Here is a 24,705-nt window from a genome sequence, read left to right as displayed (position 1 = left end):
CATTTAGATTGCTGTGTTAAAATAACCGCTTCCCCCTCACCGACCCATTCATTCGTCATCTAGGAGGTAGCCGGTTAATCTTGTTGCACAGGAATGCGGCCTACTGGGACAACTTGACGTCTGATACTTGGCTGAGGGGCCAACCTGTATAAATCGCCATTTTGGCCCACATAGTGTTTGGTAACACCTGTTTCTTTAGCAATGTTAGCATGAGCGGTGAGATGCAGATGTTCACCGTGTACGGGAATAGAAATTTTTGGTTTTACCCAATGATACATGAGCTTAAGCTCTTCCTGACATGGATGACCACTTGCGTGGATAGGTAACGTACTGTCTTCACTGTGGATGACGGCAACCCCCTTAGCAACAAGCGATTTCGTTAGTCGCTCAACGCTTTTCTCATTGCCTGGGATTACAATGGAAGAAAACAACACCGTATCTCCCTTGTCTATTTGGAGGTGAGGATGATTATCCTTCGCTAACCGGGCAAGTGCAGTGTTTTTCTCACCCTGGCTACCAGTAGCAACCGCAAGCACTTCATGAGGCGGCAAATAGCCAAGGTGCTGGGCGTCAGCAACCGGTAAGTCATCAGGCCAAATTCCTTGATGCTTTGCGATACCATACATATTCATTAGAGACCGGCCATATAACCCCATGTAGCGCTTGGTTTTCTTGGCTACTTTGGCTAATGAAATAAGGCGAGCGATATTGCTTCCGAAACACCCAACAATCACTCTACCTTTAAGGGGCGCAATTGTACTGAGTAATCCGTCGTAACAATTTCGTTCTGATATGGAAAAGCCTGGTTTTGGTGCGTTGGTAGAATCACCGACCAAAGCAAGAATGTCCTCTTTCCCCAACTGTTTGTAAAGATTTGCATCAAATGGTAAGCCGGTTATGGGGTTGGCATCAATTTTCCAATCAGCGGTATGTAGCACTGTTCCCACCGGGGTGGAAATTTTCAAGGCGAAAGGCTCAGGCAATGAATGCGTAATCGCAAGCCAGTTGACAGAAAAAGGCCCAATTTGACGAGTATCGCCTGGATCAACTTCAACAATAGGGATTCGGTTTGCGAGCTTACTTTTAGCAAGCTTTCGGCGAAGTACCTCAGCGGTAAACGACGTGGTAAAGACGGGTTTTTGAAATCTTTCCCACAAATAGGGTATGGCACCTATATGATCTTCATGGGCATGCGTTAGGACAATACCTGCTAGCACATCTTTCTGGCTTGCTATAAAAGAAGGATCGGGCGCAACAACCCGGTGTGTCGCCCCTGCTCCGCCATTTTCTATACTACTGGTTTCGCGCTTGTAACTCGGTATCAAAGGTTCGTCAAATGACACGCCACAATCGACCATCAGCCACTGTCCATTGTGGCCATAGAGATTGAGATTCATCCCAATCTCTCCCGTTCCACCTAGAGGAACAAACCACAAATCGTCAGCCGTCGGTTGCAACAAATTGATACTACCTTTAGTTAAAACTTATCTATCCAGTGAGGGAAACTACAAATACTTTATCCACACCTACCCGTGTAATTCCGCGTTGAGCTGATCTATGACTTCAGCCCAAGCAGCATCCTCAACAATCGCATCTTTTAAAAATGCCGATTGACTTTCGTTCCAATATGGCGCGTCGTGAAGATGTTGCCGCTTATTTAATCCTCGGTGTGTTTCAATAAACTCGGCAATTTCTTTATCAGAACTTCTTAAACCAAGTTGACTAAATAAACTATTCATTGTGGGTTGCTCGGTAAACATTGCGTCTCCTGATCAATCAATATACTCATTATTTACCGACACAACAGCCACTGAGATCAAAGCTTATAAATACTCCGCAAACTCTTCAGGAGTGATCACCTCACCTTCTTCAGCAGGCACGGGGCACACGATAACCATGAGCTCATCTTGCGTCATCCCTGGCACCCATTTCGTTAAGAATTCTTGTATGGATAATTCCATTGCTTCACAATGTGACCAGTCTTCAGTTGCCCATAAAAGTGCAAGCTCAGATTCAGGCCAAATCGGTACCCCGTCTTCTTCATCCGTCGTAAGCATAACGCATCCATGCTCATCTTTAAGAATGAACAACCTTTGCTCAGCTTTGATTATTGCCAAGCTGGCGTCTAAGCGCTGCGCTGCGTTTTTTTCTAATAGTGGATGTATATTTGACATAAAGCTCTCATTTTTAACTTCTGGCATTCGCAATACTTCACGTACGCGAAATGATTGACCTAGTAACTATCAGTACGCCGCAGATACACTATCTATAATATCTGATAAGCCTACACGCCTTACTTGTTTCATACTGTGTACGTATACTCTCAATGGCACATTCTCTAATGCTTCAATTTTTGTCACCTTTATATTCTCAGGTAACTGACTTTTCACATTAGTAGGTAGAACAGCAACACCGCCCTCGCTTTGTAAATTGTTTAGCGCCAAGCTCAGGGAGTTAGTTCTTAACTTAGCATCGCGCAATTGAGGGTAAGCGGTAAGTAGCCAATCTCTCGCTTTTGATCCCCAATCGATAGCGACAAAGTCAGCGGCATCGATAGCCTCAGCTCCCTCTCCTATTCGATATAAAGCAAGTTCATGCTCAAACAACACTGTGCTATTTACTTCTTCAGACTTTAACGGTTCAGTAGAAAAAGACAAATCGGTAACCCTTTCGTGCATTTGACGAGACAGGGTATCGAGCGTCAGTACTTCTGCCTTAACCGACCAATCAGGAAACGCATGGTGCAAATGGCTTAACACCTGTGGCAATACGAGCTCACTGGCTAGTTGCGTTGCGCCACAAACTACGTATTCAGACGACTGAATCTGGAGTTCTTGTTTCGCTTCATTGAGGGTTTCGCATAGTTGTTTAGCGTAAGGCAGCAACTTATCGCCGGATTGAGTCAGTTGAATACTGTTTCTCTGCCTTATGAAAAGCGTAGTATGGAAGTATTCTTCAAGCAGCTTTATACGTGCACTGACAGCAGACTGTGTTAGGTAAAGATTTTCTGCGGCTTTACCAAAATGGCGGGTTTTGGCCACCTCTATAAAGGTGGTAAGGAAGCGTATATCCATGCTTGTTGTACAACCGAATCAAAGTATGTCTAAATTGACACAGATAATACGGCAAGTAAACACAAAAGCACAGAAGCGCACCGCTGAAAACGGTACGCTTAATCAAATTTTCACCAACGTGTTGAATTAATATTCTTCTTGGTGCAGGCGACGCTGTTTATCACGACGTTGTAGGTCACGCTTTTGTTTAACTTTTACGCTGCTTTGACGCTTTGCGTTAGTTTTTTTTGCGTAAGAACCTTCGTCTTCTACCGAGTCCCATTCTTCACGCTGGTAACGATAGTCTTTGCTCATTGCTTTCTCTAAGTTGTTAACACACCTTAATTATTAACGTAAGCGTAAAAATTAAAAACGAAAATTAATCATCGTAGCGATAAGAATTTTTGATGGCGAGATGGTGTCGTTTCATAAAATTCGAGGGAAGCAGGAATTTTCATTGAAAAAAACGGCTTTAGCGTATTTAAAAGACAAGAAATAAACAATATATATTATTAATTATCAATATCTTATGAAAATAAAGCATTGTCTCGGCATCGAGCACAATCCGTACAAATATTAAACAATTTGCACATTATTCTAACATTTACTCTCCATAAAAAATTTTTTGTTGATAAGAAAAAAAACTTTTGTTTTATCTTGCTTTTTAATTGTCATAAAAGTGCGCTGAACAAAACAATACGTTGGGTACATTATGAAAAGTTTAGCTATTCGACCATCAGCAAAACCTTATATTGACCGTTTGAAGTTTCCTTATGGATTTCGTAAGTCCGGTGATTTCAGCATTGCTGAAGCAGATCTTCTCACCACGTACGGTAAAACTCTGCTAGGACTAGAAAGTGGCGAACTTAAGCCAGAAAGTGACGACGAAGCGCAATTTGTTGACTTTGTTAACGGTAAGGTTGAAGCAAGCAATAACCTTGAAAAGGCGTGGGCAAAATATGTCAAGCTGGCGAGAGGTAAAAAACATTTTTACACATTGCACAGTAGTGCAAGTAACCAGTCTGATTACGATGAAGACTACTCTGACGACGAATTCGACGTCGCTTAGGAATTAAGATTGAAGAAGAAGCTCGCCTTGGCGAGCTTTTTTGTTTTGAACGTGAAATGATCTCAATCAAGCAATGATGAGAACAAAATTGAGAAACGCTAGGGAATGTCTACACTTAGACTATAGCGGAACAATATATTTTTGTTTATATACATTGCTCTGAAAAACCAGCCTAAGCAAAGGAGGCGCAACGATGGTTATTAGTTCGAAACAGCTTACTCACTTTTCGATCCATGCACTTGATGACAAGGTGGGTGGCATTCGCGACATCCTTTTTGATGATGAAACCTTCACTGTTCGCTATCTTGTGGCAGACACAAATACGTGGCTCCCGCTTAGCCGAAAAGTAGTAATATCACCCATTTCGGTAACGCAACTTGACCGTGAGGACAAAACCGTTCATATCAATATGACAGTTGATACACTCAAAAATAGCCCTTCCATTGACGAACACAAACCAGTATCTCGCGAGTACGAAGAAAATCTCTTTAAATATTTTGGCTATGGTTACTATTGGATAGGTCCAGGAGCGTGGGGCGAATTTGCTCACCCGGATGAGTTAGTTGAACTGCAGCAGGTTGAGGAGTCTGAAACTGTTCACCCCCAAAAAACGTCAAATCACTTGCGAGCGGTGGGAGAAGTTGGCGGATATGAAGTAGCGACAACATCGGATAACGTAGGCCACATTAGTAATTTCATCATTGATTCCCGCAGTTGGAAAATCGTAATGCTGGTTGTTGATACGAATAACTGGCTACCAGGCGGAAAGCACCTTGCACTATTGCCTAGCGACATCAAAAACATCGACTGGGCCTCACATCATGTCAGTGTGAGTTTGAGTGAAGAAGAACTGATGAATCGCCCTGAAGTTGACAATGACAAAATCTCAGACGAAGGCTACATCTCAGCATTGTGCGAAACGCTAAACAGCGATATATAAAACAACGCTACTTTTTTACTTTTGCAATGTCCGTTTCTAAGACGGACATTGTCATTTCTTTTCTTGAAAGAACGATTACGTTATTCGCAGAAAAACTCGTACATTAATCCAATTAAGCGCTTAACCCGCTCATCCGCCAAACGATAATAAATCGTTTGTCCATCTCTGCGTGTCGCCACCATTTTCGCCTCTCGCAATAAGGCAAGATGCTGTGATATCACAGGTTGAGATACATCGACCACGTCAAGAAGTTCAGTGACCGACTTTTCTTCTTCTAACAACGAACAAAGCACCATTAAACGTGTTTTGTTTGCAAATTGTTTAAGAAAAATCTCAGCTTCTGCTGCATGTTCCATCATGTTTTTTGAACCTATTACCATATCCTCGGACATAAGCACTCTCTATCTATAAAATAACCGCACTAAAATACTCGTTTATTATACTAAAGTATAAGATAAATTGCCGGTTAACCATTTTATGCGATGAATTTCAGTCAGACGTCTTGTTCTGCTATGCTTGTGCTCAAACATTGACCGGTACGAATTAAACAAATTCTCTTTACACACCATACATTTGAGGGAACCACATGCTAATCGATATAAAGACTCGTTTAGAAAATATCGACGTCGTTCTGAGAACGATTACAGCTGAACAGGCTTTTGATGAGATAAATAGCAACGGAGGCACATTGATTGACGTGAGAGAAGCCGCGGAAGTCATTAGCGCTCCCGTTCACTCGTCGCTTCACATCCCTCGAGGCGTGTTAGAAATGAAAGCTATCGAACAATTCAAAGATGCGTCAACGCCTCTTTATATCCACTGTGCGTCAGGTGTCCGCGCTAAACTTGCAGCGGAGCAATTGACTAAAATGGGATATGAAAACGTATCCGTTGTAACCTGCCCTGTCGCCACAATTAACCAAGCTTGTGAAAAATGACGCACTCATCGCTTGTGTGATATAAAAGCCAGAAATTAATTAAAAGAGCTATCTATGCTTAAATCCACATTAGAACAGTGGCGAATGTTTAAAGCCGTTGTCGACGCAGGCGGTTTTAATCAAGCCGCTGTTGAGGTGCATAAGAGCCAGTCAAGTGTTCACCATGCTGTACAGAAGTTAGAAAATGCAATAGGTGTTCGTTTATTTGAGAATATCGGGCGAAAAGTACAGCTCTCGCCACAAGGTGAGTTGATGTATCGCCGCGCTACCTTTTTGCTAGACGAAGCACACAAGCTTGAGGCGGTAGCAAGTAGTCTTCAAGCGGGGACAGAGACCACATTGCGTATTGCTGTGGATATCATATTTCCTTCTGAGCTGCTTTATAATGTACTTGCAAAGGTGTCTGACGAGTATCCACTTTTACGCATTGAGTTGGAAGAGACCGTATTAAGCGGTGCCAATTCGTTATTGAGTAACGGAAAAGTAGACATGGGTATATCGCCTTTTGTACTTCCTAACGGCTTTAGCGAAGATCTCTGCGAAATCGAATTCGTTGCGGTCGCTCACGCCAATCATCCATTACATCAATTGGGCAGAACACTGACTTTGGAAGATTTAAAAGGCCATCGTCAGATCGTAGTTAGGGATTCTTCTACTGAACGTAAGGCTGACGTTGGGTGGCTAGGCGCAGAACAGCGATGGACGGTAAGCCACATAAGAACGTCGGTTGATATTATTGCGCAGGGATTAGGATTTGCGTGGTTACCCATCGCAATTATTAAAGACAAGCTAGAAAATGGTACGTTAGTACCGCTCCCCTTAGACAACAACGCGGCACTAAGAAAAGCGCTGCTTTACTTGTCTTTTGAAGATGGCGATACGCTAGGTCCAGCGGCTCGTGCATTTATTGGAGAGTTGAGGTATCAAACGATGAACCTCCCTACCTCAGAACTCATTAAGGATGGCTGTTCAGACTAAAAGACAGGATCAGCCTATTACTGCTCTCAGTTGCTCGAAACCTAGCACAAACCCCAACAGTGAAATAGATACGCCAACAAGCGCAACTGCGCCATCGTCGGTGGCCATGCCGACTGCCATGATCAAAACCGCAAACGCAGGAATAAACCCCATGAACGGAATAAGCTCTAATGGCACCATCACCAAACCACACGCCATACAGTTCAACGCAATCATCGAACGAAAAACGGGTCGACGCATAAAGAAACAGCGCGGGACTAAGAATTTATCGATACGAATCGCGTGAGGTTTAACTCTTTTGACAAACGACCTAAGCTGGTCAGCGTCACATTTTAAATCCATCACTTTTTCGGGAAGCCAAGGATGTCGTTGACCGAGTAAAATTTGCAAAGAGATAAGTAAAATCGTCACACCTGTTATTGATGGCACACCCGGAATGGCGCCAATGGGCGTGCAGGCAATGAATGACGGCAAGGCGAGCATTGGGCCAAAACCTCGCTTTTCTAAAACACCCCAAAATTCAGAAAAGTGGAAGTCATCCTCTTGAGCGCGAGGCTGCATTCTCCCAAGAAGCTCATATAATGTCATTGATCTTTCAGCTGTTTTCCCCAACATTTTCAAGTCCTTTGAATTCACTTTGCCTGTGAACTGATTATGCAATTTGACGACATCCTCGCTAAAAACCTAATATAGGGCGCCTTTGAAAATATACGCCCTATTGTGAATTACGGTAGGACTAATGGTGTGCGAAAAATATGCCATTGAACACTTGATGCATTTACCAAGCGCTTTGGAATGTTTTTTGCAAATCTCTGTAAAATAACGTCTTATAATGCATAACGCGCAAAACAAAACTTAATAACTAAGGAATGAATTCAAACGCTGGTATACGACAGACTATTGAGCTTCAAGTCATTTTTGAATCTGCGTAGCCATCCTTCCTAGTTGTACAAAGTAAAAATATGCGGTGGTCGAGCTTTCAATAAACCAATGTGAAATGCGTCGATAACTGAATCATTAAAACCAATATATTGATAAATATTCCATTTTAACTAGGAATAGAAAGAGAGGGACATCCACGTGCTAACTGTACTTTTAGTTGACGACGACGCCGAATTCACAGAAGTTGCCTGTACCATCATTGAATTTCTAGGGCATGAAGTACTTACTGCCGGAACATTAGAAGAAGCGCGAGATTGGTTGAAAAAGGAAACGTTTGATCACGTTCTTTTAGACTTCATGCTACCTGATGGCAGTGGCGCACACCTATTTAATGAGCTTGATGCACTTCCCAAACGACCCAGAGTAACCTTAATAACGGGCCATCCTTCAGTGAAGAGCGTCATTAAGGGTCTTTGTGGTCCAACCGTCGATTACCTTGTGAAGCCCATTCAACGAGAAGAAATCGAAGCGGTTTTAAGCCAAAAAAAGAAGGGCAACGAGCCTGTAGAAGAAAAAATTGAAAAGCACTTTGACTTGCTTATTGGCGAATCGCCAGTGATGAAAGACCTGTACAAACTCATCGCGCGCGTGAGTAAAACGAGTGCAAACGTCATGCTGCTTGGCGAAAGTGGCGTTGGTAAAGAAGTCGTCGCTGCTGCTATTCATCGCGCTTCTGAGAGCGAGGGTCCTTATATTGCGACAAACTGTGGCGCGTTTTCAAAAGAACTGATCGGCAGCGAACTATTTGGCCATGAAAAAGGGGCTTTCACTGGTGCTGTTGGCAGAAAAGAAGGTGTATTCGAACAGGCGGAAGGTGGCACGCTTTTTCTTGATGAAATCACAGAAATGCCTATCGATATGCAGCCTAACTTACTTCGCGTTTTAGAAAATAAGGTGGTACTTCGGGTAGGTGGCACCAAATCTATCCCTGTTAATTGTCGTGTTGTCTCAGCAACAAACCGTACAATGGAAGAAATTGCGCAAAGCAAAGTGCTTCGAGAAGATATTTATTTCAGGCTTGCCGTTTTTCCAATTACCATTCCGCCTTTGCGGGACCGCAAAGAAGATATACCGCTACTCGCTAAAACCTTCATTTCAGAATTTAATAAAGACAATGGTTCCTCTTATCGATGGGAAGATGGACAACTTGAGACGTTGAAGGCTTACGATTGGCCGGGTAACGTCCGTGAGTTACGACATTTTGTGCATCGCGCAGCGATTATGAGCGATCCTGAAAAAAGTGAGATTGAACTTCCAAAAACGATTGAGTCACCTTTTGCACAGAAGCAAAGCACAACACCTGCGCTTCAGGCAGGTAGAACGATTGAAGATGTAGAAAAAGAGCTCATTTACGCCACGCTTGAAAAGGTAAACGGTAATAAAACCACCGCCGCAGAAATGCTTGGAATAAGCACTAAAACCCTTTACAACCGTCTGCACGCCTATGGCGACCTGAGTAAAGACGAATAAAAAAGAGGCATTCGGTATGACTAGCGATGAATTTTCCAAGCTCAGTGTTTTCGTACACGATGCGCGTAAGCCGCTAAACAGAATTTCCATGCAAGCTGAACTTGTCAAAATGGCACTTAATGGAGACGTCCCGCCTGAAAAGGCGGTGGCGGCGTTGGATAAAATAATTAGCAGTGCAAAAGACTGCAGTCACACCCTTACTGAGATGACATCAGAACTGGGTGACAACATTGCGGATTAGTTAAATGATTTCTAAGGTACTGTCTTCTATTTACAGTTGGATCGTTATCGTTGTGTTTGTCATTGCGGTGATAACCGCTAATTCATTCTATGTAGTTAGTACGTTAAATGACCTTTCAGCCCTTGAAGCCCGACTTTTTACTACCAACCGCGTAATTAATGCGGTAAATCGTCTACACGTTGCTGTGCTTAGAATAGAGTCTGGCCAGCGAGGCTTCATGCTCACCAACGACGAAAAGTATCTTGCGGATTACACCCAAACATTAGGGGTGATTGGCGAGTTGATGGACGAAGTGGAGGTAAGCTCATTTTCATCTGACATCGAGGTGCAAAATGAAAGAATTGAACGGCTGCTTGAATTGACAAAGGCTAAGGTAAACGAGGTCATTCAAGTGGTTGAACTTATAAAAGAAGGAAAAGAACAAGAGGCAACGGAACTCGTAGAAAGCGATGAAGGTATTACACTCTATAAACAGTTCGAAAACCTCTTTAGTGAAATCGACAGTTCAGAAAGAAATATGCAGGGAACGCACTTAGCTAACTTGATGAGCTTGAGACGTGACTCTGTTAACACCTTAATTATCTCATCGGCCACTACCCTGCTTCTTATTATCTCGGTATTTTTATTGCTGAAGATTAACTCTCGTGAACATGAAAAGTATCAAGCTGACCTTGAATCGGTAAATGAAGATTTAGAATCGAGGATCGCTGAGCGAACACAAGAGCTCAGCGTTTATTCAGAAGAGCTGGCTAGAAGTAACAGGGAATTGGAAGATTTTGCTTTTGTCGCTTCTCATGACCTTCAGGAACCGCTGAGGAAAATCCGTGCATTTGGTAACCGACTAGAATCTGGCTATAACGATGTATTCGATGAACGAGGTAAAGATTATCTTGCGCGCATGCTCAATGCAGCAGAACGGATGTCAATGCTAATATCAGATCTTCTCGCTTTCTCGCGCGTATCAACCCGGGGAAAAGAGTTTGGTGATGTCAATTTAGCTAATGTCATAAAGAGCGTGATGAGTGACTTAGAAATCGCCATTGATGAAAAATCCGCTCAGATAGACGTTAGCGATATGCCAGTAGTTCGAGGAGATAAATCACAACTTGAACAACTGTTTTTAAACTTACTGTCCAACGCACTGAAATTTCAAAGCGACGGCGTTACGCCAATTGTGTCAATAACTGCCACCGACGCCACGTCAGAGGATGTAAAAGATATTCTTATCTCTGATGATCATGATTGGATAAAAATTACCGTGACTGACAATGGTATTGGCTTTGAGCAATCATTTGCAGAAAAAATATTTGCACCTTTTCAACGTTTACACGGTAGAAGTGAGTATAAAGGAACGGGGATAGGTTTGGCTGTCTGTCGCCGTATCGTCGAACGCCACAACGGCCAGATAAGCGCGACAAGTAAGCTCGGTGAAGGTGCAACATTCTCAATAATCATACCTAAAGACAGTGACCCTTTTGGTACTAACAACAATAACGGAGAGACAACCCATGACGCGTAAACAATCCCAACCTATCAACATTCTTATGGCCGACGACGATGAAGACGATCGCTTATTAACGGTTGATGCGCTAAAGGAAAGCCGAGTTTTAAATAACTTGTTCTGCGTAGAAGATGGTGTGGAATTGCTAGAGTTTTTGCGTCATGAAGGAAAATATTCAGACCCCGCCTCTGCGCCTCGTCCTAGTCTTATTTTGCTAGATTTGAACATGCCGAGGAAAGACGGAAGAGAAGCACTTCAAGAGCTAAAAAACGATCCAAAACTTAGAAGTATCCCTGTTGTTATTTTAACAACGTCCAAGGAAGAAGAGGATATGCTTCGAGGGTACGACTTAGGGTGTGCATCTTACATAACCAAGCCGGTCAACTTTGAAGGTTTGGTGGAATTGATGCGGGCCCTCGGACGCTACTGGATAGAGTTCGTAGAGTTGCCACACGAGTAGTTGGGGAACTAGATGACAGAGGTAATTAAAGTTCTGTTAATCGAGGATGATGAAGACGACTACTTCTTAACCTCTGATTACTTAGAACAGTGTGAGTCACCAACGTTTGAATTGACGTGGGTGACAAACAGTCTAGATGCAGTAGAAGCCCTCAAAGCAGAAAGCTTTGATCTTTGCTTACTTGACTATTTGTTGGGCTCGGAAAACGCGGTTGACGTTTTAGGGGTTCTAAAATCAAACCAATTCAGCTTGCCTGTGGTGATTTTGACTGGACAATCTGATGCGACTGTAGATGAAATGGTTATGCGTGCAGGAGCCGCAGACTATTTACAGAAATCTGAAATTGAGTCTCCGCGATTCATGCGCACCATCCGCTATGCTATGGTGCGACGCGACATCGAGAACGAGCGGCTTGAGCGCAATAAAGTTGAGCAAAAGAACAAAGCAAAAGACAAGTTTCTAGCGCATTTAGGGCATGAGCTTCGCACTCCACTTACCTCTATTCTTGGGTATACCGAACTGCTTATTGACGATACTCGCAACAGTCCTTTTCAACAAGAGCTGTCTATCATTCATTCAAATGGCAAACATTTACTCAGTTTACTCAATGACCTTCTCGATATGTCGCGTATCATGGCTGAGAAGCTTGAACTCAATATTCAGGATGTAAACTTATCCGCATTTCTTACCGATATCCATTCGCTTATGCGGCTGAATGCGAAAGATAAGGGCTTGAGTCTTAACGTAGTATCTACTACTCGAATACCCGAATTTATTAAGACAGATCCTACCCGATTACGCCAAGTGCTACTGAATCTGATATCCAATGCGGTGAAATTTACCGATAAAGGAAGTATTACGCTCACAATTTCACTGGAAGAACCTTCCTCAGAGAGTAACAACGAAGCCCATTTGCGGTTTTCTGTTGAAGACACGGGCATTGGTATGCCGCCAGATAAGCTCAAAAACATATTTCAACCCTTCGAACAAATTGAAGATGTTATGCGTGCCAACCACGGCGGCGCAGGCTTGGGGCTAGCAATATGCAAGGAGTTAGTCACTAAACTTGGCGGCGATATATCGGTCTCATCGCGTCTTGCCGCAGGAAGCACGTTCACTTTTGATATTGATCCTGGCGACATTTCGTCGCAACCGCGCGTTGATCTTCAGCTTGGACAAATTCAACCTGTTGAATCGAGTAGTATCAACCTTTGTCTAACAGGACGTGTTTTAATTGTCGACGATTTACGAGAAATACGAAGGCTTACCGGTCATATTGTCAGCCAGTCACAGGCTGATATCAGCTACGCTGAAAATGGTGTAAAAGCGCTGGAAGCCGTATTAGAAGCCGATGAACATAACCAGCCTTTTGACTTAGTGCTGATGGATATCCACATGCCTGTGATGAACGGAATAGAAGCGCTGCATGCTATTCGCCGCCACGGTAAAAAAATTCCAGTTATTGCAGTAACGGCAGCCAGTCGCAAAGGGCTCAGAGAATCGTTGATCAGAGAAGGCTTTAACGACGTCATTGGAAAGCCTATTGACCGCTTTGCGCTGGCAAACCTGCTCTCGCAGTATTTACCGCGAGGTAATCATGTTACTTTTACAAATGTAGAAGCTCAGGTTGCTGACATGCCTTTGAACAAACCGTTCGCACCAGAGCAGCAAGACTCTTACACTGAGCAAAAAGAACACGATAAAGTGTCATCGCAACCCATTAAGCAGGTCGTTAGTAAAATAGACGAAGAAAAGGCATCAAAGAATAAGCGTATCCTCGTGATAGAGGATGATGAAGATGCGGCAGAACTGTTACAGTTGTTTCTCTCGCATTTAGGTCACACCGTTACCACAGAATATAACGGTGCCGATGCTTTAAACACCGCGCAAGAGCAAAATTTTGATCACATTCTCATGGATTTAACACTACCCGATTACAACGGCTATGACCTTGCTGCTGAACTTAAGAAAAAACTCCCTGATGCAGCGTTAACGATAGTAAGCGGACATGAAGCAGATACCGAGAGTATGACATCCATTGGTATAGATAATGCCCTTCTCAAGCCCGTCTCTAAAGATGATTTAGAATCAGTGGTGGGCTAGAAAAACTCGCCCCGCATATGACTGCGAAAATATTACAAGGGTTTGCAATGTCAATGTGTGAGACTTGCAAACCTTTCATTTATTTCCATCATGAAAAACAACATAGTTCATAATATTCAATAGGTTAACGCATTGGTACACCCATTGCAGCTTTGTTACTGAACCCAAAATATTAAGGAGAGTATTATGGCTACACAAGCATCAGCAAAATCGCAATCAGTAAAGTCTACGACAGCAAACGGCGTGACTGAGCCAAGCCACCCAGTAACGGACCAACTGAAAGATTCTCTTCACGCATCGGTAGATAAGCTAGCAGATAGTGCCGGCATTGCAGAAGAAAACATTCGTAAAACAGCGTCGTCATCGGCAGAAAGCATGGCCGAGAGGAAGCGTTTGGCGGAACAAAAATGGCAAGCATCAAAAGTGCGTAACTATGCCATTGAAAATCCATTAGCAACGGCAGGCATAGCATTCGCTGCCGGCATGTTGGTTACTTCTTTGCTACGCAAGAAGTAATTTAATGAACGTCCCTGATTTTCACAAAGCACAATTTACCCTGTGCGAGGAAAATCCATTTCGTCTGACGCCCCCGAGGGCGCAGGCGAAGTATCATGCTTACAACCCGAAAACGGGTGAGAACGCAGGTACCGCTTCTGACGATCAACCATACCCCGACCCGGCATTTTCAGACATAATTTCAGCTTTTCAAGAAGCGTTTACACAGCGCAAGGCCCAAGGTTTAGCCTTTTTAGCGTTGACTAACAGTGAAATTATGCTTATTAAAAAAAGTTTTTTCGTCACTGTTTTTGCCTGTCTGGCCGCGTTTGCGGTGGGCACCGTCTGCTGGTTAATTTTAAATATCGCCATTGGCGCTGCTCTGCACAATGCTGGAGTCCACTATGTTGTGGTTCCTTTAATTTTACTTGCTTTCAATAGTATTGCAGCGTTTGGTTTTTTTAAACTTGCTCAAAATTCGTTTAATTACTTAAGCTTTCATCGGCTGATTCAAACATGGCATAGAGTTTTTGGATAGCTTACGCTCGTATAACTCGCCCGTTAAAACCACAGGTGAAATCAATGAACATTTTTCTTAAAGCAAACATGCAAGACATTGCTCAAAAAGAGCATGCTTACTTTTCTCAAAAGCATCACGCAGACATTGCACTTACTCAAGCAAAGAGGCAATGTAGGTTACTGATGGGAAAGCCTGAAATTCTTCTGGGAATTTCTGCATTGGGCGCGTACAAAGGCGCTGTTGATGCAAAGCCAAAAGCGAAGCGCAATCAAGCTATAATGGCCTTAGGTCGAACAGCGTTGATGTCAATATTTCAGTGATCACAGTACTTAAGGAGTATGTGAGATGAACGATAAAATTATAGTCAAAAAAACACGCGTAACATTGGCTGCTGTCGGGGTTTCATTTGCCCTAGCGATAGCAGGTTGTTCATCTACCCCAGTGGCAGCGCCTACGCCATATAAATCGGCAAACTCAAAGGCCGCGTACGGTTATTCTAGCGAAAAGCTTTCTGATAATGAGATACAAGTGCTTTTTAAAGCAACGGACAAGACACCGGCGGATCGCGTTCAACAATACGCGCTGCATCGCGCTGCTGAAATAGCAAATTCACAAGGTTTTTCCTATCTTGCCATCGTAAAAACCAACGTGGATAAAAAGCCGATTTTAGCCAGAGAGATAGTGGCAAATAACGATAAGGTCACTACTTTTCAGACTGATAAACAGTGCACAATGTCAGGCTGCGACGAAGTGGCTCAACCAATGGCCGTGCCTAACGCTAACGACATCGTTAAAACTCAAATAAACGATATCTATTTCACCATAGACGTAAAAATGTCGAACGACATGACGAGCCTGGGGAAAAATGCGTTTACGGTTCAAGAAATATTATCTGAACCATTAGAACCAAAAAAAATAAAATAAACGTAAGCCCCCCAAAAAATTTTTTGCTGCGAGAAAGCGACACGGGTTTTCTCGCAGTCACGCTACAAAAAACAAAAATTAAATCCTATCTATATAGAAATTGGATTGCTTAAACTAACTCCCCACCCTGCCTCTATTATCTTGTGCTAACACAATGCCCGTGCTGAGAAGTAGGCGACGAAGCCATAAAACTGAGTGCTCATTAAATCGCTTATTTCTCTATCTGTCGGATTTTTTTGCTTTTAATGTACCGTTAATCTTCTATTAATGTTGTACAAAAGTCTTCGTCATCAACAATATCTATCATTAGTCACATGAACTGCAAAGCAGCTTTATAAGCCCCTATCTCCTCAGTGATACGGGTACAGCAGTAATTTTTTTGCATATGACTAAGGAGTCAGCGATGAAAAACCTAAATACAGTGATGACAAAGACAGCAGTTGCAGCAGCTACAGTTTTATTAGTTACAGGTTGCAGTGCGGTCGCGAAACCACAAACGGATTATGCTGGGTCAAACGCTCCGGTACTAAAGGCAAACGCATTAGATAACGCACTACTGTACTCTGATGAGTGCATTACAGAACGGGAAGTTGTGTCTGCCCAGAGAAAATGGGGAGATGGCATTGTAAGAATTGGTGCAGTATTTAGTAACGATGGGGATTACTCATCCGAGGCGGCCGATTTTATACAAGATATGTATGGTTATGATTTGAGCAGTGTGTTATTCAAGCCCACACTGGCTGCTAACGATCAATTTCGTTCGAGCTTTGACGCAGCGCTTTCCTATTTTGTCGGCGGTAACGATGCCTATTCAGAAGACAAAGGCTTTGCGATTAAACCCTACACAAACGTCAAATTCGATAACGTTGGCATTATAAATAACAGCTGTCGAATGGCGGTAGCAATGGGCAACTACTTCTTTACCGACACTAAGGGAGGAGAAACGAAAGTCGAATACACGTTTGCCTACGTGAAGGACAGTGACGGCGACCTCAGAATTGTTGCTCATCAGTCATCGTTACCTTACAACCCTAATGGTAATTAAGTAAGCTTTGCGTCCTGAGTATTTACATACCTAAGGAGTCCCTCTCCTTTCTTAAGGCAGCGCGGTTTTCCCTTCCGCTCTGCCTCTTTTTTTATATGTTGAAAACACGATAAATACAAAATCTAAGTTCCCCCAATACGCCTTATTCTTATTATTCCTAACACTTGCAGGTGTTCAAACATTCGCGAATAACGATTTCCGATTTTGGAATGCATTAGCAATTACCGGCGATACAAGTAGTGATGGAAAGTGGCAATTTTGGTTTGGTGGCCTAAATAAAGGAGATAGACACGCAGATTTGAATTTAACATTTAGCGCTTGCAGGCATGTAAAATATGCAGCCTTTTATGTAATCGTGACTTTAAATATCTACGCACTATCGATCAAACAAATCCTGAAAACAGATATTTATGTTAAATATCATTAACTTAAAAAATAGGCACGAAGCTAGCATTAGTCATTGTGAAATTAACGGAAGCAATACGAGGACTTAGTTATGTTAGGTTGGGCAATTACATTTTTTATCATCGCCATTATTGCAGCAGTTTTTGGTTTTGGAGGCATCGCAGGTGCAGCAACAGGTATAGCGCAATTTCTGTTTTTTGTGTTTATCGCATTGCTTGTAATCTCACTGATCGCTAACGCGCTACGTGGCAAAGCACCAAGAGTCTAAAATCAACACGTAATTAAATAGGAAAAAGGAGTAAGGATATGTTTTCATTTAAAAATTTATCGAAAGTACTAGTAGCATCGGCATTTGCTTTATCGCTAGCTGCATGCGGCGACGGCGAAGCGGAAGATGCAGGCGAAGAGCTTGATGAGATGGTTACCGATGCCGGCAATGCTGTTGAAGACGCGTGCGAGGATGTGAAAGAAGGCGTAGATGCTGAAGATAAAGACTGCTAGTAGGGTCTCTCTATGAAAAGGTCAGACGAATGTCTGACCTTTTTTTTTAACATAACGAACGCTAGGTCACTTCCTCTCCACCCAAATCTCTAGCAAGATCATCAAGTGTCGAGAGGGTCGAGTCAAACTCTCCCAGAATATAGCGATATTTAACGTGTACATGATGGTCAGATCGTCCGAACTTAACCTTTAATCCATCAGCATCAAGATGTTTGACCGTATTTAAAAACCGATAGGCAGACATCTCTGTCTCAAACTCATATTCAACAGCGTTATCCATTTAAGCCACTACCTCCGGGTGTGCATCTATAATGGCAATAACACGTTGAGTGAAGATCTTGTCTTTAACGCCTAGCACATCATATGACAGCCAATCGGCTAAAATCTCAGACGCAGTGGCGGACTCTCCGAGCTCCAGTTTTGCTGTCATCATTTGTAACTGAACACTTGACCTTATTGATGCATCGGCATCAGGACTTGGCATATGAGACGCTACTTCCAAAGCAACCGTTAGCCATTGCCTGTCATGCTGTAATCGAATGTGACCGTCAGACTGTTGAAACAAATTTGACCAGCGCTTACCTAATCTTTCAGCCAGCATTTGCTCATCATCACTTCCCTCGCCTAAGCTTAGTTTCAGCAGTGATATGAGTGCTTGCGCTTTGTCAAATTGTGCTTGAGATTGCGCGCTTTTTTCTAGCGCTTCGCGTTTACTTTCAATCAATTCTAGCTTTCTTTCAACTTTGTTGCGCTGCGGCTTGGGCAATTCAGAAAGTTGCGCTCTTAATTTACTTACCGATTCGCTGAAATCAACTTCATGGCTTTCTATATCGATACTTTCAATATGAGTAAGCAGCGAATCAACCTGCGCATTCAACGCGTTATTTTGGTTTTTCCTTTGTGCCTTCACGCGTTCGAAAACTCGATCATTTGCCGCTTTGAACTCTGACCAAAGCTTACTTTCTTCTCGCTTTCCAGCATGCCCAATCTGCTTCCATTGCTTTTGTAATGCCTGAGCCTGGTCTGCACCAGCAGCAATGTCTTCTTCATTAGCAAGTTGCTGAGCTTGTAAAACTAATGCTCGTTTCTGTGCTTGATTGTCGTTCTGCCAAACTCGAATCTTATTTTGAATAGGCGATGATACCGCCTTCCACTCGTGCTTAAGTTGCTCGTAGGTATCGCGCTCCACTTGGCCAGCAGCATGCCATTGCTTTGCAATTCTGTCGAAAACCTTAACTAATTCGGCTTCTGGCATTTCGGTGTCGAGCGATTTAGCTGACGCAATAATGGATTGGCGCTTTTCTTGCGCTTGTAGACGTTGCTCATCGAGTTTTGCATAGTGCGCTCGACACGGCTCAAACGCCTTTTCAAGCGCCTGGTCAAACTGCTGTTGCAAACTATCGTCACCGTTATCGGTGGCGTTGTTATCTGACGCGGTCGTCAGTGATAACCACTGTTTGCGAAGATACTTAATCGCTTCGCTTCGCGCTTTTATATCATCTGGAATTGTCGACGCCAGCGCGTTTGCTTCTTCAACAAGAGCGGGCTTGCGAGGCGCTGCAAGATAACTTTGCCACCCTTCTAGGTGAGTGACTTCTTCCGCCGTTTTTTCAAACCGTTTCTCAACATGTTTTTTAGCCGCACTCGATAACACGTTGTAACTTTCTTCGAGCTTTTGAAATTTCGCAATCGCAACTCGAAATTTGCCCTGAGCGATAAGATTGTCGATTACACTAATTTGTTTTCTAGCGTTCTTAACCTGCTCATTTTCCTTTACTTTGTTCGCTCGCTCTTTGGCATTCGCGCGATTAAGCACAGCCTTGTAACGCGCCGATAATACATCAGGGATAGCGTCAATTTCACGACTTATCGCCTTGTAGTCATCGCGAGCTTTATGAAATGCGGCCTGAAGATTATCCACACTTTCGTCAGTGTCTAACTGCGCCTCATTTGATGAACTTGCCTCTGTGATGCCTGCGTTCGTTAAAACACTGTCCGCTTCTCCACCAGAGAGTTTTGTCATTTTTGCCACAATACCCTCAAGGGTTTGCAGTTTAATAAGGAGCTTTTGTCCGTAATGTTGCTGCATCGAAAAGCGTTCAAGCTTGTCGTTTAGCTGATTTACCGCTTTTGATATTTCTCGTATACGCTTTTCGTTAGATGTGTCCTTACCCAAACGAGCGAGTTGCTCTAGTGTGGCTTCAACGCCACGAACACTCTCGTTTACAGTAGCGACATCTGCAAGCGTTGCTTCACACAGTCGGCTATCGTAGAGCCACGATACTTGCTTACTAGCATGGGTCAGCTGTTGTTCACACAACGCCTTTGTATTATCAAGCTGAGCGGCTCGCTGCTTCTCTTCCCACCCAGGTCGAATGCGGGCTAGATAGCGTTCTACTTGCTCGCCGATGCGGCTTCGCTTTTCTTCATACTCTGCACGCTCATCCTGTGTGAGTAAATTAATCTGGGTGAATAGCCCAGAAAGCTCACTCTCAAGTTCGCGACGTTTTTCTTCAACGACCTCAACGTCGGCCTTATCAAGTAGTGCCTGGAACTTAGACAGTGTTAACGTGAGTTGTTTTTTGAGTTCAATTGGGCGCTGCTCGGCCTCTTTGATTGCGTCTATACGGGCGTTGATTTTGGATAAAAGGTCAGCATCAGACACTTTCTTTGCCAATTTCTGCAAATCTGAGACATTAGACTGGGCATTAATTATCTGTGTTTGTAAACTCGCACTTGCCCCTTCTAAAAACACATAATGTGTGAATGACGGCTTGTTAACTTTATCAATAAGTGCTTGAGCTAAGACGTCGTCGCTTAGAAGGCTGGCGTCTCTTTCTTTCATCTTAGGCAACAGCTGTACGACAAGATCTGGGCTTGCAGTTTCCGTCAAAAATGAAAATTTTTCTTCGGGAGAAAGTGAGAGCGCCCCTTCATTCAACAGCGCTGAATTAACCTTCGACTCCGCGGTTTTTTTAACACGAGATTGCTTCGCAATTTGCGACATCTTGAGCCACAAAACGAAGCTATTAAGCTTTTCTAACGCAGCCAAGCTTACGTTTGGGTTTTCGTCATTAAAGGCAAGCTCATGAAGAATTGTTTTTTCCTGTGCCTTTTCTGGAGAGAGGCTTTCAATTGCCTGCATTCGTTTTTCAGGTTTTGGGCTTTGGTGTGAAGGCGTAAATATACGACTAAATATCATCCTGTTTGAACCGCGCTATTGTATTTTTATCATCCTGCTCATTTTGTAATGAACGTTTAAAGTCGGCTTTGCTTTTATGAACAATCTCGCCGCTCTCGCCCACAGTCATATGCTCTGAAGACTTTTCAATTTTAGCTTGATAAAGCATAACGGCCTGCATACTGCTCGCTTTTTGCTCTTCGTTTAGTGGCGTACCGTCAAGCCACTTTCCTGTTTCAACGGCCTGTCGCAGACGCTCATAAATTTCTGGCGTCATGCTGGCTACAAGTGTATCTATATTCATTTAGGACAAACGCTTTATATATACAATTCGCGCACGGTTTACTAAGTACCAGACAAAGCCTACCACTGCGCCCAAAATAGCTAGGTTATGCTGCAAGTCACCCGGGCGGGTTCCGCCCCAGTACATAAAACCGAAACTCGCAACAAACACAAGCATAGCAAGGAGTGACTGGTTCTGGATACTCTGTAACTTTTTAAACTTTTGTAAGTTTTGCTTACGTTCAATGTCTTCTGACGTGGCGTCGCCAATTTTAAAACCACAGTGAGGGCACGCCTGAGCCTTGTCTGACGTTTTCTTATTGCATGAAGGACAGTCAACTAATGCCATATGTTGCTCCTATTTATTGGGTGCGAAATGGAAACTGACGCTATTAACACCAGTAGTTATACGCGGAGGGGTATCATACTTAAGTTCGGCACAACAATGAAGTCGATTATGAGGATAAAATCTGACATAAAAAATGCGCGAGGCGTTCACTTTTTTAATGAAGCACCGTCGCGCAATTTCAAACGCTCATTTACTGCACAAACCTCAAACGACACCGTCTATGAGGTCTGTGTATAAGCTGGTTTTTATTTACTTCTTATGGCGAGACCAATAGTCATTTACGGTCTCTTTCATTTCTTTGCAAAGCAGCATAATTCCAAACAGGTTTGGCAAGGTCATAACAACAATCGCAACCGCTGACAGTGCCCAGACCAATGTAGTGTCTGAAAACGCGGCCCATACAAAACCCGCCACATAGATAACGCGATACGGCATAACGGAACGCGGCCCTAAAAGATAGGTCATCGCCCTGTCGCCATAGTAAGACCACGCAATTGCCGTTGAAAAAGCAAAAAGCATAAGCCCAATTGATACGATGTATTGACCAAAATCGCCAAAGAAACCGCGGGTAAAGGCAATGGTAGTAAGCGCTGCAGAGTGAACCAGCGACTTACCGCTCACCTCTAAGTTTTCTTTTACCGGTTTACCATCAACAATTTTAAGGGTGCCCGTAAATAAATCTTCGCTTCCTACGGAGTATTTAACGTCCTCAGCTATTGAGCGAGCATTAAGCAGTGTAAACCCATCGCTTACCGCAGTACCGTTAACAACAGTGATAGAGCCGGTATAAGCTTCAACCACATTACCTTCTATCTCGTTAAGGTAACCGTATAATTTATCAACATCAGCTTGGTTGGAATCATCGTACTGACCGGCAACAAAGTACATGTCAGAACGGTCGAATACGTTTTCGTGCTTCTCTTTCCAAACACCTGACGAAAGAATAACCAACCCCGTAACAGTACAAATAAGAATAGTATCGATAAACGGTTCAAGCAGAGACACCATACCTTCTGACGCTGGCTCTTTTGTCTTCGCCGCAGCGTGCGCAATAGGTGCAGAGCCTTGACCCGCTTCGTTTGAAAACAGGCCACGGTTAACGCCACGGTTAAATGCATAAGCTAACGAGGCGCCTAAGAACCCCCCTGCGGCGGCTGAACCGGTAAACGCATCTCCAATAACAGCGGCAAAGGAAGGGCCAATATTGTCTAGGTTTGCGAATATAACGGCCAGCGCACCAATAAGGTAAATAACAGCCATTACAGGAACAACACGTGCCGTGAAAGCCGCAATGCGCTGGATACCACCAAGAATAACAAGAGCAAGAAGAATTCCCAATACACTGCCTACCATCCATGGTTCAAAGCCAAAGGTAGCTTCAATACTTTGCGCAATACCGTTACTTTGTGGAAGGTTACCTGTACCAAACGAGCTAACGACTGTTGCTATAGCAAACGCCACCGCTAACCATTTCATGTTAAGTCGACGGTCCATGTAGTACATGGGGCCTCCAGCCATGGTGCCATCTTCGGTCTTAACTCGGTATTTGTGAGATAACGTCACCTCTACAAACTTGGTAGTCATACCCAAGAAGGCCGTAACCCACATCCAAAATAGTGCGGCAGGACCACCAAGGAAAATCGCAAAGGCAACACCAGAAATATTACCTGTTCCTACCGTACCAGACAGGGCGGTTGTGAGAGCACGAAAATGTGTGGTGTCGCCCGGATCGCTTTCTTTATCAAACTTACCGGTAACCACTTGCCAAGCGTGCTTAAAAAATCGAATTTGCGGAAATTTAAGATAAATCGTAAAGAAAAGACCCACGCCTAACAGTACATAAGGAAACCAGAACGCGCCCCCTAAGAATCCATCGAGCATAGTCAGAAAACCATATAACCCTTCCAACGTTATTCCCCTTTTTTATTATGTTTAATTGTTGTTTTATTTAAATAATTAAAAGGCCTCTGTTTGTCGAGGCCTTTAATGCGGAGGCTTACGCTTCCTAATTCTTATTTTATTGCTCTGATGCTTTCAGCTTTTTAACCACAGCATTCACACCAATAAGCAAATCTTCACCTAATTGACGACTGCGCTGTACCGACCATCCATAAATGTCGTCCGGCACATCTGCATTGTCTTTGAATGGCATTTCTACCGTATACGCCATACATTTGAATTTTTCGCCAACCGCATTTGACGCAACGGTTAAGTTGGCTTTGCCAGGCTCATCTTTATCATAACCAAACTCGTCTTGAAATTCAGGCGTTGCATTTAACAGCGCATCTTTAAACGTGTTTTCAAGCATCTTTATCGTGTCATTGTAACTAGGGTTGCCTTCACTTCCTGCTACAAAGTTGTACGGTAATGCTTCATCACCGTGCAAATCAAGATACATGTCGACACCAATTTCGCTCATTGCGTTGAGTACATAAAGAACTTCCGGGCTTTTTTCTTTCGAAGGTGTTGCCCACTCGCGGTTAAGGTTGGTGCCTACAGCATTGGTGCGCAGATGGCCGCGTGCACTGCCATCTGGGTTCATGTTCGGTACAATGTAAAACACCGCGTTATCAAGCAACTGTCGCGCCAAACCATCTTGCTCGTCAAGCAGACGGTAGATTATACCTTCCGCACACCACTCGGCCATGGTTTCGCCAGGGTGTTGACGGGCCGTGATCCACACTTTTTTCTTTTCAGGCGTTTCTTCACCGATCACCAGCATAGACATATCACGGCCATCCAGCGTGAGACCTAAAAATTTGTGCTCACAAAGCAATGACATTTGCGCGTCGTGCACAAGATCAAGATGACGCTCATAGCTGTAGGGAATGAAGTAGGCAAAATAAACACTGGGCTGTTCCAATGTTAATGAAAACGTCAGGTTATCCCCGTCAAATTCGCTAGGAATTCTAAACCAGGTTTGACGGTCGTAAGACGCTAAAACATTATATCCCTTCCAACCTTCTGGATACGCTGATTTTGCCAAGTTGCCAATCGTCATTGTGTGCGTAACAAAGGTTTCGCCCACTAAACGAAAATGAAACCACTGTGCAAATTCAGATTGGTTGTCGTTAGGAATGGTTAGACGAATATCGTCAGGTGATTGTGCGCTAACTACTTCAATGTTACCGCTGTCGAATTGACTGGAAATATGCATAGACTGTCGTTTTCCTAATTATTTGCGCGCTAATTTAGCATAGACATAAACACAAATTCCACGCACTCAGCGGGTTTTATCTCGCTGGAAGTATACAAAATGTTTACACCACTAAAAAACCGACCACTTGGGTCGGTTTTTTGAACAGGTAA

29 protein-coding genes are annotated in these 24,705 nt (G+C 43.5%); 16 read left to right on the top strand and 13 right to left on the bottom strand.

The window, feature by feature from the left end; genetic code table 11:
- Positions 1-74: 74 nt before the first annotated feature.
- From GVO63_RS05580 to GVO63_RS19500, 5 genes are all read right to left on the bottom strand, one after another.
- Positions 75-1,460 (bottom strand): ribonuclease J, encoded by a 1,386-nt coding sequence (locus GVO63_RS05580; RefSeq protein WP_159578429.1) that lies wholly within the window; start codon positions 1,458-1,460, stop codon positions 75-77.
- Between the two features lie 66 nt (positions 1,461-1,526).
- Positions 1,527-1,760, bottom strand: coding sequence for a DUF2789 domain-containing protein (locus GVO63_RS05575; RefSeq protein WP_159578428.1), 234 nt, complete (start codon positions 1,758-1,760; stop codon positions 1,527-1,529).
- Positions 1,761-1,823: 63 nt separating this feature from the next.
- Positions 1,824-2,174 carry a DUF2750 domain-containing protein gene (locus GVO63_RS05570; protein WP_159578427.1) on the bottom strand — a complete coding sequence of 117 codons (351 nt, stop codon included), beginning with the start codon at positions 2,172-2,174 and terminating at the stop codon, positions 1,824-1,826.
- 69 nt (positions 2,175-2,243) lie between these two features.
- Positions 2,244-3,074, bottom strand: a complete 831-nt coding sequence (locus GVO63_RS05565; protein WP_159489392.1) for a LysR family transcriptional regulator — start codon at positions 3,072-3,074, stop codon at positions 2,244-2,246.
- A 126-nt stretch (positions 3,075-3,200) separates the two neighbouring features.
- On the bottom strand, positions 3,201-3,368 hold the full coding sequence (locus GVO63_RS19500; RefSeq protein ID WP_167390606.1) for a hypothetical protein: 168 nt from the start codon (positions 3,366-3,368) through the stop codon (positions 3,201-3,203).
- 397 nt (positions 3,369-3,765) lie between these two features.
- On the opposite strand from GVO63_RS19500, the gene maoP reads away from it, so the two are divergent.
- On the top strand, positions 3,766-4,122 hold the full coding sequence (maoP, locus tag GVO63_RS05560; RefSeq protein ID WP_159489390.1) for a DUF413 domain-containing protein: 357 nt from the start codon (positions 3,766-3,768) through the stop codon (positions 4,120-4,122).
- A 193-nt stretch (positions 4,123-4,315) separates the two neighbouring features.
- Complete coding sequence (locus tag GVO63_RS05555; RefSeq protein WP_159489388.1) at positions 4,316-5,062, top strand: PRC-barrel domain-containing protein; 747 nt, start codon at positions 4,316-4,318, stop codon at positions 5,060-5,062.
- Between the two features lie 80 nt (positions 5,063-5,142).
- Here the strand turns inward: GVO63_RS05555 and GVO63_RS05550 are convergent, their stop codons facing one another.
- Positions 5,143-5,454, bottom strand: a complete 312-nt coding sequence (locus tag GVO63_RS05550) for a helix-turn-helix transcriptional regulator (protein WP_159489386.1) — start codon at positions 5,452-5,454, stop codon at positions 5,143-5,145.
- 194 nt (positions 5,455-5,648) lie between these two features.
- On the opposite strand from GVO63_RS05550, the gene GVO63_RS05545 reads away from it, so the two are divergent.
- On the top strand, positions 5,649-5,999 hold the full coding sequence (locus GVO63_RS05545; protein WP_159578426.1) for a rhodanese-like domain-containing protein: 351 nt from the start codon (positions 5,649-5,651) through the stop codon (positions 5,997-5,999).
- Between the two features lie 54 nt (positions 6,000-6,053).
- Complete coding sequence (locus GVO63_RS05540) at positions 6,054-6,977, top strand: LysR family transcriptional regulator (RefSeq protein ID WP_159578425.1); 924 nt, start codon at positions 6,054-6,056, stop codon at positions 6,975-6,977.
- Between the two features lie 9 nt (positions 6,978-6,986).
- Here GVO63_RS05540 and GVO63_RS05535 read toward each other — a convergent pair whose 3' ends face one another.
- Positions 6,987-7,592, bottom strand: a complete 606-nt coding sequence (locus GVO63_RS05535; RefSeq protein WP_159578424.1) for an exopolysaccharide biosynthesis protein — start codon at positions 7,590-7,592, stop codon at positions 6,987-6,989.
- A gap of 465 nt (positions 7,593-8,057) precedes the next feature.
- Between GVO63_RS05535 and GVO63_RS05530 the strand changes: the two genes are divergently transcribed.
- From GVO63_RS05530 to GVO63_RS05475, 12 genes are all read left to right on the top strand, one after another.
- Positions 8,058-9,389, top strand: coding sequence for a sigma-54 dependent transcriptional regulator (locus GVO63_RS05530; RefSeq protein ID WP_159489380.1), 1,332 nt, complete (start codon positions 8,058-8,060; stop codon positions 9,387-9,389).
- Between the two features lie 16 nt (positions 9,390-9,405).
- Positions 9,406-9,630 carry a hypothetical protein gene (locus GVO63_RS05525; RefSeq protein ID WP_159489378.1) on the top strand — a complete coding sequence of 75 codons (225 nt, stop codon included), beginning with the start codon at positions 9,406-9,408 and terminating at the stop codon, positions 9,628-9,630.
- A 4-nt stretch (positions 9,631-9,634) separates the two neighbouring features.
- Positions 9,635-11,149: an ATP-binding protein gene (locus GVO63_RS05520; protein ID WP_159578423.1), complete on the top strand. Its 1,515-nt coding sequence runs from the start codon at positions 9,635-9,637 to the stop codon at positions 11,147-11,149.
- On the top strand, positions 11,139-11,591 hold the full coding sequence (locus tag GVO63_RS05515; RefSeq protein WP_105929714.1) for a response regulator: 453 nt from the start codon (positions 11,139-11,141) through the stop codon (positions 11,589-11,591). The genes GVO63_RS05520 and GVO63_RS05515 overlap by 11 nt, the downstream gene beginning before the upstream one ends.
- A 12-nt stretch (positions 11,592-11,603) precedes the next feature.
- The gene (locus tag GVO63_RS05510) at positions 11,604-13,694 is read left to right on the top strand and encodes a response regulator (protein WP_159578422.1); all 2,091 of its coding nucleotides are present in this window, start codon (positions 11,604-11,606) and stop codon (positions 13,692-13,694) included.
- Between the two features lie 186 nt (positions 13,695-13,880).
- A complete protein-coding gene (locus GVO63_RS05505) occupies positions 13,881-14,210 on the top strand; it encodes a DUF883 domain-containing protein (protein ID WP_159489373.1) in 330 nt (109 codons plus the stop codon).
- 4 nt (positions 14,211-14,214) lie between these two features.
- Positions 14,215-14,727 carry a hypothetical protein gene (locus GVO63_RS05500; RefSeq protein WP_159578421.1) on the top strand — a complete coding sequence of 171 codons (513 nt, stop codon included), beginning with the start codon at positions 14,215-14,217 and terminating at the stop codon, positions 14,725-14,727.
- Positions 14,728-14,771: 44 nt separating this feature from the next.
- Positions 14,772-15,029, top strand: coding sequence for a hypothetical protein (locus GVO63_RS05495; protein WP_159578420.1), 258 nt, complete (start codon positions 14,772-14,774; stop codon positions 15,027-15,029).
- A 25-nt stretch (positions 15,030-15,054) separates the two neighbouring features.
- Positions 15,055-15,633: a hypothetical protein gene (locus GVO63_RS05490; RefSeq protein ID WP_159578419.1), complete on the top strand. Its 579-nt coding sequence runs from the start codon at positions 15,055-15,057 to the stop codon at positions 15,631-15,633.
- Between the two features lie 403 nt (positions 15,634-16,036).
- A complete protein-coding gene (locus tag GVO63_RS05485) occupies positions 16,037-16,678 on the top strand; it encodes a phosphoribosyl-AMP cyclohydrolase (protein WP_159578418.1) in 642 nt (213 codons plus the stop codon).
- A 496-nt stretch (positions 16,679-17,174) separates the two neighbouring features.
- Positions 17,175-17,351, top strand: coding sequence for a DUF1328 domain-containing protein (locus tag GVO63_RS05480; protein ID WP_159489363.1), 177 nt, complete (start codon positions 17,175-17,177; stop codon positions 17,349-17,351).
- A gap of 38 nt (positions 17,352-17,389) precedes the next feature.
- Entirely contained in the window at positions 17,390-17,584 is a 195-nt protein-coding gene (locus GVO63_RS05475) for a hypothetical protein (protein WP_159489361.1), read from the top strand.
- A 61-nt stretch (positions 17,585-17,645) separates the two neighbouring features.
- Here GVO63_RS05475 and GVO63_RS05470 read toward each other — a convergent pair whose 3' ends face one another.
- The 6 genes from GVO63_RS05470 to GVO63_RS05445 all read right to left on the bottom strand — a co-directional run bounded on the left by GVO63_RS05470 (position 17,646) and on the right by GVO63_RS05445 (position 24,553).
- Positions 17,646-17,864 carry a hypothetical protein gene (locus GVO63_RS05470; RefSeq protein ID WP_159489359.1) on the bottom strand — a complete coding sequence of 73 codons (219 nt, stop codon included), beginning with the start codon at positions 17,862-17,864 and terminating at the stop codon, positions 17,646-17,648.
- Positions 17,865-20,729: a DUF349 domain-containing protein gene (locus GVO63_RS05465; RefSeq protein WP_236552065.1), complete on the bottom strand. Its 2,865-nt coding sequence runs from the start codon at positions 20,727-20,729 to the stop codon at positions 17,865-17,867.
- 46 nt (positions 20,730-20,775) lie between these two features.
- Positions 20,776-21,069, bottom strand: a complete 294-nt coding sequence (locus GVO63_RS05460; RefSeq protein WP_159578416.1) for a YeaC family protein — start codon at positions 21,067-21,069, stop codon at positions 20,776-20,778.
- On the bottom strand, positions 21,070-21,396 hold the full coding sequence (locus tag GVO63_RS05455) for a zinc ribbon domain-containing protein (protein ID WP_159489353.1): 327 nt from the start codon (positions 21,394-21,396) through the stop codon (positions 21,070-21,072).
- Between the two features lie 249 nt (positions 21,397-21,645).
- Positions 21,646-23,304: a sodium:alanine symporter family protein gene (locus GVO63_RS05450; protein ID WP_159578415.1), complete on the bottom strand. Its 1,659-nt coding sequence runs from the start codon at positions 23,302-23,304 to the stop codon at positions 21,646-21,648.
- 109 nt (positions 23,305-23,413) lie between these two features.
- Positions 23,414-24,553: a M14-type cytosolic carboxypeptidase gene (locus GVO63_RS05445; RefSeq protein WP_136782846.1), complete on the bottom strand. Its 1,140-nt coding sequence runs from the start codon at positions 24,551-24,553 to the stop codon at positions 23,414-23,416.
- Positions 24,554-24,705: the final 152 nt, after the last annotated feature.

Source organism: Alteromonas sp. KUL106 (genome assembly GCF_009811415.1).
Classification (GTDB): domain Bacteria; phylum Pseudomonadota; class Gammaproteobacteria; order Enterobacterales; family Alteromonadaceae; genus Alteromonas.
Note: the sequence above shows the minus strand (reverse complement) of the source record. Positions and strands in the feature narration are given on the sequence as shown.